This window comes from Microbacterium sp. UBA3394 (assembly GCF_002358725.1).
Lineage (GTDB): Bacteria > Actinomycetota > Actinomycetes > Actinomycetales > Microbacteriaceae > Microbacterium > Microbacterium luteum.
Genome location: NZ_DEPK01000128.1, coordinates 1 through 7,827, shown reverse-complemented (window position 1 = coordinate 7,827; position 7,827 = coordinate 1). Strand labels below are relative to the sequence as shown.

Below are 7,827 nucleotides of genomic sequence, written 5' to 3'. Positions count from 1 at the left end.
CGTCACGATCAGGTAGACGCCGAGCGCGGCGAGCACGTAGAGCCCCGACCACTTGACGGCGCCGGCGCATCCGGCTGCTGCACCCGCGGCGATGATCCACGGGCGGTTCCACAGCACCGGGCCCCATTCGTGGGGTGCGTCGCGGGATGCCGTCCGGGCGGCGATGCGCGCGGCGTGCCCGCGGGCATCGAGCGCCACGAACCATGCCGCCAGGAGCACGAAGAACGCCAGGAAGGTGTCCAGGAGTGAGACGCGGCTCATCACGATCGCCTGACCGTCCACGGCGAGCAGTAGCGCGGCCACGGTGGCGAAGGCGACCGATCGCGTGAGGGTGCGGGCGAACAGGTAGAGCACGAGCACCATGGCGGTGCCGAACACGGCGGCTGCGATCCGCCAGCCGACGGATGAATCCGCGCCGAACAGGGCCATGCCGACGCCGATGAGGAACTTCCCCAGGGGGGGATGCACGGAGAAGCTGCCGGTCGCGAGGAAGGTGTCCGTCTCGCCCTGGGCGAAGTCTGCGTCGGCGCCCTCCGGCCAATCCGCCGTGTAGCCGAGCACCCACTGGCTCCATGCGTCCTTGACGTAGTAGGTCTCGTCGAAGATCAGGACGGCGGGGTGCCCCAGATTCCACAGGCGCAGGATGCCCGCCAGCACCGTCACGATCACGGGTGCGAGCACCGCCCACCGACGGGCAAGCACGGGGTCCGCGCGCAGGCGCGTGGTCACCCGGTCGTACCACGTCGCCTTCGTCGCCGGCCTCGGCCTCGTCTCGGCTGTCGCGCTCACGCGGCCGGTGCCCCGCCCTCGTTCCGCGGCTGCCGCGGACGGATCGGCGGGCTCGGGCTTCGACACGTCGTCCAGCCTATGCTGGGGCGGTGATCATCCTGGCCGCGACCCCGATCGGCAACCTCGGCGACGCGTCGACACGGCTGATCGAGGCTCTGGCAACGGCGCAGACGATCGCCGCCGAGGACACCCGCACCACCCAGCGGCTGCTGGCGGCGCTGGGCATCGACAACCGGCCTCGGCTCATCGCTCTGCACGACCACAACGAGAAGGATCGCGCCCACGACCTCGTGGAGCTCGCGCGCGACGCCGACGTGCTGCTGCTCAGCGACGCTGGCATGCCGACCGTGAGCGACCCGGGGTACGGTGTCGTCGCCGCCGCAGCAGCGGCCGGCGTGACCGTCACCGCGATTCCCGGTCCGAGTGCGGTGGTGACGGCGCTCGCCGTCGCGGGGCTCCCGACGGATCGCTTCACCTTCGAAGGGTTCGTGCCGCGCAGGCCGGGCGAGCGTGCCCGGATGCTCGCGGAGCTCGATGCCGAATCGCGCACGATGGTGTTCTTCGAGGCGCCGTCCCGCACGGCGGCCACGCTGCACGACATGATCGCGGCGTTCGGTGCCGAGCGTCGCGTCGCCGTCTGCCGGGAACTGACGAAGCTGCACGAACAGGTCGTGCGCGGGAGCCTGAACGAGGTCGCCGCATGGGCGGACGAGGGCGTGCGCGGCGAGGTCGTGATCGTCGTCGCCGGCGCGGAGCGGCGAGCCGTCGCCTTCGGCGACGCGGTCGATCAGGTCACCGCGCTCGTCGCCGGCGGCGCACGACTGAAAGAGGCTGCCGCGGAGGTCGCCGAGGCCACGGCGCATTCGCGCCGCGATCTGTACCAAGCTGCGCTCGCCGCGCGAGACTGACGACGCAGGGGGTCCGTCACACGGGGACGGGTCACCGGGACGGGCAACTAGAATTCTCGGGTGAGTACCGGCCGATCCTTCTACATCACGACGCCGATCTATTACCCGAGCGATGTGCCGCACATCGGGCACGGCTACACCACCGTCGCCGTCGACACCCTCGCGCGCTGGCACCGCCAGGCCGGGGACGACACCTGGATGCTCACCGGCACCGACGAGCACGGTCAGAAGATGATGCGCGCCGCCGCGGCCAACGGCGCGACGCCGCAGGAGTGGGTGGACCGTCTCGTCACCGAGTCGTGGTTCCCGCTGCTGGAGACCCTCGACGTCGCCAACGACGACTTCATCCGAACCACCCAGGATCGTCACGAGGAGCGCGTGAAGGCGTTCGTGCAGGCGATCTACGACCGCGGCTACATCTACGCCGGCGAGTTCGAAGCGCTGTACTGCGTGGGCTGCGAGGAGTTCAAGACCGAGGCCGAGATCCTCCCGGGCACCGGGGAGTTCGAAGGACTCAAGGTGTGCGCGATCCACTCCAAGCCGCTGGAGCTGCTGCAGGAGAAGAACTACTTCTTCAAGCTCAGCGAGTTCCAGGACCGGCTGCTGGAGCTCTACGCGTCGCAGCCCGACTTCATCCGCCCGGAGTCGGCCCGCAACGAGGTCGTCTCGTTCGTGCGGAGCGGACTGAAGGACCTGTCGATCTCCCGCTCGACCTTCGACTGGGGCATCGAGGTGCCCTGGGATGACAGCCACGTCATCTACGTGTGGGTGGACGCGCTGCTCAACTACGCCACCGCGGTCGGCTACGGGACCGACCCGGAGCAGTTCGACCGGCGCTGGCCGGCGTACCACGTGGTGGGCAAGGACATCCTGCGCTTCCACGCCGTCATCTGGCCGGCCATGCTCATGGCGGCCGGTCTCGACGTGCCTCGCGGCGTGTTCGCCCACGGATGGCTGCTCGTCGGCGGCGAGAAGATGTCCAAGTCGAAGCTCACCGGCATCGCCCCGACCGAGATCACGGATGTGTTCGGCTCGGATGCGTACCGGTTCTACTTCCTCTCGGCCATCGCCTTCGGCCAGGACGGCTCGTTCTCATGGGAGGACCTCTCCGCGCGGTATCAGGCCGAGCTCGCGAACGGGTTCGGGAACCTGGCATCGCGCACCGTCGCGATGATCGGCAAGTACTTCGACGGCGTCGTGCCGGCGCCCGGCGGCTACACCGAGGCCGATCTCGAGATCCAGCGCGTCGTCGCGGATGCGGCGAGCGGGGCGGATGCGGCCATGGAGCGTTTCCGCATCGACGAGGCGATCGACCGCATCTGGACGATCGTCGACGAGCTCAACGGCTACATCACGATCAACGAGCCGTGGGCGCTGGCCAAGGACGAGGCCAAGCGAGAGCGACTGCAGACGGTGCTCTTCACCGTCGCGGAGGGGCTCCGTGCTTTGACCGTGCTGCTGTCGCCGGTGATGCCCGAGGCCACCGCGAAGCTGTGGCTCGCCCTCGGCGTGAGTGAGACGCTGGGATCGCTGGAGGAACAGCTCATCCGCGAGGCCGGAAAGTGGGGGGCGCTACGCCCCGGCACCACCGTCAACGGCTTGGCCCCCCTCTTCCCCCGCGTCGAGCAGGCCTGATCCCGCCGGCGCCCCGCGCCCTGCGGCATCCACCCCTGCCCTGCGGCATCGACAACCTGGTGATGTCCCACTTTCTGTCCCTATGGGCGGCTATGGCGACGGAAAGTGGGACATGCAGCAGGATGGGGGAGGCTGGGGAGGCTGCACTGGGAAGCATCAGGATGTGGAGCGACCGGATGGAGGGAGAGGCGAGCGATGAGCGATCCGAGCGCGTACGTGCGAACGCGGGAGAAGGGGGCGCGCGACATTCGGTATCCGGATGCGCCCGCGCCGCTGGCGGTGCCCGTCTACGACAATCACGCCCACCTCGAGATAGAGGACGGCGATGATCCGCTGAGCCTCACCGACCAGCTCGACCGCGCCGCCGAGGTCGGCGTGGTGGGCGTCGTGCAGGCCGGAGGAGACATCGAGTCCAGCCGCTGGTCGGCCTGGGCGGCCTCCTCGGATCCGCGCGTCCTCGCGGCGGTGGCCATCCACCCCAACGAGGCCCCGCTGTATCGGGATGCGGGACGCCTTGACGAAGCGATCGCGGTCATCGACGAGCTTGCCGCACAGCCGCGCGTGCGTGCGATCGGGGAGACCGGGCTGGACTTCTTCCGCACCGACGAGCCCGGCATCCCCGCGCAGCACGAGTCCTTCGAGGCGCACATCGCGCTCGCGAAGAAGCACGGCATCGCGATGCAGATCCACGACCGCGACGCTCACGATGCGGTGCTCAAGACGCTGTCGCGCGTCGGCGCCCCGGAACGCACGGTGTTCCACTGCTTCTCCGGCGACGAGGCGATGGCCGGCATCGCCGCCGAGCGCGGCTACTGGCTCTCGTTCGCCGGCAACGTCACGTTCAAGAACGCCCAGAACCTGCGTGACGCGTTGCACGTGACGCCGGTCGAGCGCATCCTCGTCGAGACGGATGCGCCCTTCCTCACGCCGACCCCGCATCGCGGACGCCCCAACGCCCCGTACCTGATCCCGGTCACGGTGCGCTTCATGGCCGCGGAGCTCGGGGTCGAGCTCGACGAGCTGTGCGCTCAGCTGGCCCGCAACACCCTCGAGGTCTACGGCGCGTTCTGAGCCTTCGCGTTCTTGCGCACGAACAGCGTCTCGGTCTGCTCCAGCTCCATGCCCTTGGTCTCGGGGATCTTCCACGCGACGTAGAAGAACGACAGCGCCGCGAACGTGGCGTACATGCCGTAGGTCAGCGGGAGCGACCAGCCGGACATGACGGGGAAGCTCACCGTGATGAGGAAGTTCGCGATCCATTGCGCTCCCGCGGCGACGCCGAGCGCCTTGCCGCGGATGCGGCTGGGGAAGATCTCGCCGAGGAGCACCCACACCAGCGGGCCCCACGACGCGCCGAATCCGATCACGAAGAGGTTCGCGGCCACGAGGGCGATCGGACCCCACGGGTCGGGGAGGGACACGTCGTCACCGGAGCCGGTGGCGAAGGCGAACGAGATCGCCATCGCTGCGAGCGATACCGTCATCAGCACCGACCCGATGAGCAGGATCGGCTTGCGTCCGACGCGGTCCACCAGCACGATCGCGACGATGGTCACCAGGACGTTCGTCACCGACGTGATGACGCTGATCAGCAACGAGTTCTGCTCGGTGAAGCCGACCGCCCGCCACAGCGTCGTTGAGTAGTAGAAGATCACGTTGATGCCGACGAACTGCTGGAAGACGGAGAGGATGATCCCGATCCAGACGATGCCCTGGAGGCCGAAGACCGGACCGCGCAGCGACACCCCCGCGTTCTTGCGGTCGGCCTGGATCTTCTTCTCGAGTTCGTTGACGGTGATCTCGAGATCCTCCGGCGGCATGAGGCGGGAGAAGATCTCCTTGGCCTCATCCATGCGTCCGCGTGCGATGAGGTATCGCGGAGACTCCGGCATCGTCAGCGCCAGGATGCCGTACACGAGAGCCGGAATGGCTTCGACCAGCAGCATCCACCGCCATGCGTCGAGCCCGAACCACATCGGCTCGTTCGCGCCGCCGGCGATGTTCGCCAGCAGTGCGTCGGACAGCAGGGCCGCGAAGATGCCGAGCGTGATCGCCAGCTGCTGCAGCGAACCGAGCGTGCCGCGGATCTGACGCGGCGCGACCTCGGCGATGTAGGCAGGGGCGACCACCGACGCGATGCCGATGCCGATGCCGCCGATGAGTCGCCAGAAGGTCAGGTCCCACACCCCGAACGCGAGGCCGGAGCCGAACGCGCTCGTCAGGAACATGACCGCGCCGATCAGCATGACCTTCAGGCGCCCGAACCGGTCGCTCAGGGTTCCGGCCAGGATCGCACCGAAGGCGCACCCGAGCAGGGCGATCGCGACGACGAAGCCGGTGATCACGTCGTTCAGGGCGAAGTCGGACTCGATGGAGTCGACGGCGCCGTTGATCACCGACGAGTCGAAGCCGAACAGGAAACCGCCCACGGCGGCGGCGATCGACAGGGCGATGGCGCGCCGACCGTACGAGCTGCTCAAGGAGAACCCCGCCGTGGGGGTGGAACCGGATGACATCACAGCCGTCACCCTAGACCTGTGCGCGCCGCCGTGCACAGCGCCTTGCGGGGCTTGACTACAGTGAACCCATGCCCGTACAGCTCCTCGGCGCAGGTGAGATCCGCGCCCTCGCCGCCGAGCTCGACGTCACCCCGACGAAGAAACTCGGTCAGAACTTCGTCGTCGACGCCAACACGGTGCGCAAGATCGTTCACGTCGCCGACGTGCGCCCGGGCGAAAGCGTGGTCGAGATCGGCCCCGGGCTGGGATCTCTCACGCTCGCGATCCTGGAGGCGGGGGCGAGCGTGACGGCGGTGGAGATCGATGCGCGCCTCGCGGCACGCCTGCCAGGCACGGCGACCGCCCACGGCGTCGCGGACGGCGCACTGCAGGTCGTCGCCGCCGATGCGCTCCGGGTGTCCGATCTGCCCGGTCGGCCGACGGTGCTCGTGGCGAATCTGCCGTACAACGTCTCGGTCCCGGTGCTGCTGCACTTCCTGGAGACCTTCCCGGAGCTGCAGCGCGGCGTGGTGATGGTGCAGGCGGAAGTGGGAGAGCGCCTTGCAGCGCCCCCCGGCTCGAAGGTCTACGGTGCACCGAGCGCCAAAGCGGCCTGGTACGGTCCGTGGCGGCTCGCCGGCACGGTGTCGCGCCAAGTCTTCTGGCCCGTGCCGAACGTCGACAGCGTGCTGGTCGCCTTCACGCGCGACGCCTCGCCCCGAGGCACCGATCGGGAGCGCCTGCGCACCTTCGCGATCGTGGATGCGGCCTTCCGGCAGCGCCGCAAGATGCTGCGGCAGGCCCTCGCCGACGTGCTCGGCGGCTCGTCGTCGTCCGCCTCGGCCGTCTTGGAGCACGCCGGTGTGCGCGCGACCGCGCGCGGCGAAGAGCTCTCGATCGACGACTTTCAGCGGATCGCGGCCATCGCCGGAGGTGACCTGCCGGTCAGATGACGTTTCGTCATCGTTCACCGTGTCCGGCCTCGCGGGCCGAAACATGCCGGTAACATTTCCCGGAACCCCGGCTCGACCCCGGGATGGGAGACGAAGCGATGCACACCGCGGAATACCCGGCACCCGACCGGACCTTGCTCCACCTCAGCGATACTCACCTGCGCGCCCCCGGCGCTCGCCTGTTCGATGTGATCGACGGCGCGGAACGGATGCAGCGCACGCTCGCGAGCATCGTCGATTCCGGCGTGCGGCCCGACGCCCTCATCTTCACCGGAGACCTCGCCGACCTCGGCGAGCCCGAGGCGTACACCCGGCTGCGCACCCTGGTCGAACCGGCGGCCGCCGCGATCGGTGCGCGCGTGATCTGGGTGATGGGCAACCACGACGATCGGGCGGCGTTCCGCTCTCGACTGCTCGACGACGACAGTGGAGACGCCACGCCCTACGACCGTGTCGAGGAGATCGACGGTCTGCGCATCGTGACCCTCGACAGCTCCGTTCCCGGACACCACCACGGCGAGGTTTCGGACGATCAGCTGGACTGGCTCGCGCAGGTGCTGCGCGAGCCCGCGCCGCTCGGCACCGTCCTCGCGATGCACCACCCGCCGGTTCCCGCGGTGCTCGACCTCGCGGCCAGCGTCGAGCTGCGCGAACAGCGCCGATTGGCGAAGGTGCTGCGCGGCACCGACGTGCGGGCCATCATCGCCGGCCATCTGCACTACTCGACCTTCGCGACCTTCGCCGGCATCCCGGTCTCCGTCGCCTCCTCGACCTGTTACGCACAGGACCTCACGGTCCCCGTCGGCGGCACCCGGCCGCAGGACGGCGCACAGTCGTACAACCTGGTGCACCTCTACGACGACACCGTCGTGCACTCGGTCGTCCCCGTGGACGTGCCCCGGGTGCTCGAGTACATCGATCCGGCGGAGTCGCAGCGCCGACTCGTCGCGGCCGACGTGCGGCCGTTCAGCTCGCCGTCGCGTGCGGCGTCGCCGTCGGACCGCGTCGCCCTGAGTCGGCGCTGAGCTCGACGCGCTCCCACGG

7 protein-coding genes are annotated in these 7,827 nt (G+C 69.2%); 5 read left to right on the top strand and 2 right to left on the bottom strand.

The features are described 5' to 3' along the window. On the bottom strand, positions 1-855 hold an 855-nt coding region (locus B4E30_RS07835), incomplete at its 3' end, for a phospholipid carrier-dependent glycosyltransferase (protein ID WP_286794521.1). A 23-nt stretch (positions 856-878) separates the two neighbouring features. Here B4E30_RS07835 and rsmI point away from each other — a divergent pair. The 3 genes from rsmI to B4E30_RS07820 all read left to right on the top strand — a co-directional run bounded on the left by rsmI (position 879) and on the right by B4E30_RS07820 (position 4,403). Further along, a complete protein-coding gene (rsmI, locus tag B4E30_RS07830; RefSeq protein ID WP_286794519.1) occupies positions 879-1,697 on the top strand; it encodes a 16S rRNA (cytidine(1402)-2'-O)-methyltransferase in 819 nt (272 codons plus the stop codon). A 60-nt stretch (positions 1,698-1,757) separates the two neighbouring features. After that, the gene (gene metG, locus B4E30_RS07825) at positions 1,758-3,332 is read left to right on the top strand and encodes a methionine--tRNA ligase (RefSeq protein WP_286794518.1); all 1,575 of its coding nucleotides are present in this window, start codon (positions 1,758-1,760) and stop codon (positions 3,330-3,332) included. A gap of 195 nt (positions 3,333-3,527) precedes the next feature. Further along, positions 3,528-4,403 (top strand): TatD family hydrolase, encoded by an 876-nt coding sequence (locus B4E30_RS07820; RefSeq protein WP_286794517.1) that lies wholly within the window; start codon positions 3,528-3,530, stop codon positions 4,401-4,403. Here B4E30_RS07820 and B4E30_RS07815 read toward each other — a convergent pair. Next, positions 4,388-5,848 carry a sugar porter family MFS transporter gene (locus B4E30_RS07815; protein WP_286794516.1) on the bottom strand — a complete coding sequence of 487 codons (1,461 nt, stop codon included), beginning with the start codon at positions 5,846-5,848 and terminating at the stop codon, positions 4,388-4,390. The two genes, B4E30_RS07820 and B4E30_RS07815, sit on opposite strands and share 16 nt — an antisense overlap. A 71-nt stretch (positions 5,849-5,919) precedes the next feature. Between B4E30_RS07815 and rsmA the strand changes: the two genes are divergently transcribed. Further along, positions 5,920-6,783 carry a 16S rRNA (adenine(1518)-N(6)/adenine(1519)-N(6))-dimethyltransferase RsmA gene (gene rsmA / locus B4E30_RS07810; protein ID WP_286794515.1) on the top strand — a complete coding sequence of 288 codons (864 nt, stop codon included), beginning with the start codon at positions 5,920-5,922 and terminating at the stop codon, positions 6,781-6,783. Positions 6,784-6,881: 98 nt separating this feature from the next. Then, positions 6,882-7,808, top strand: a complete 927-nt coding sequence (locus B4E30_RS07805; protein ID WP_286794514.1) for a phosphodiesterase — start codon at positions 6,882-6,884, stop codon at positions 7,806-7,808. The last annotated feature ends 19 nt before the right edge of the window (positions 7,809-7,827 follow it).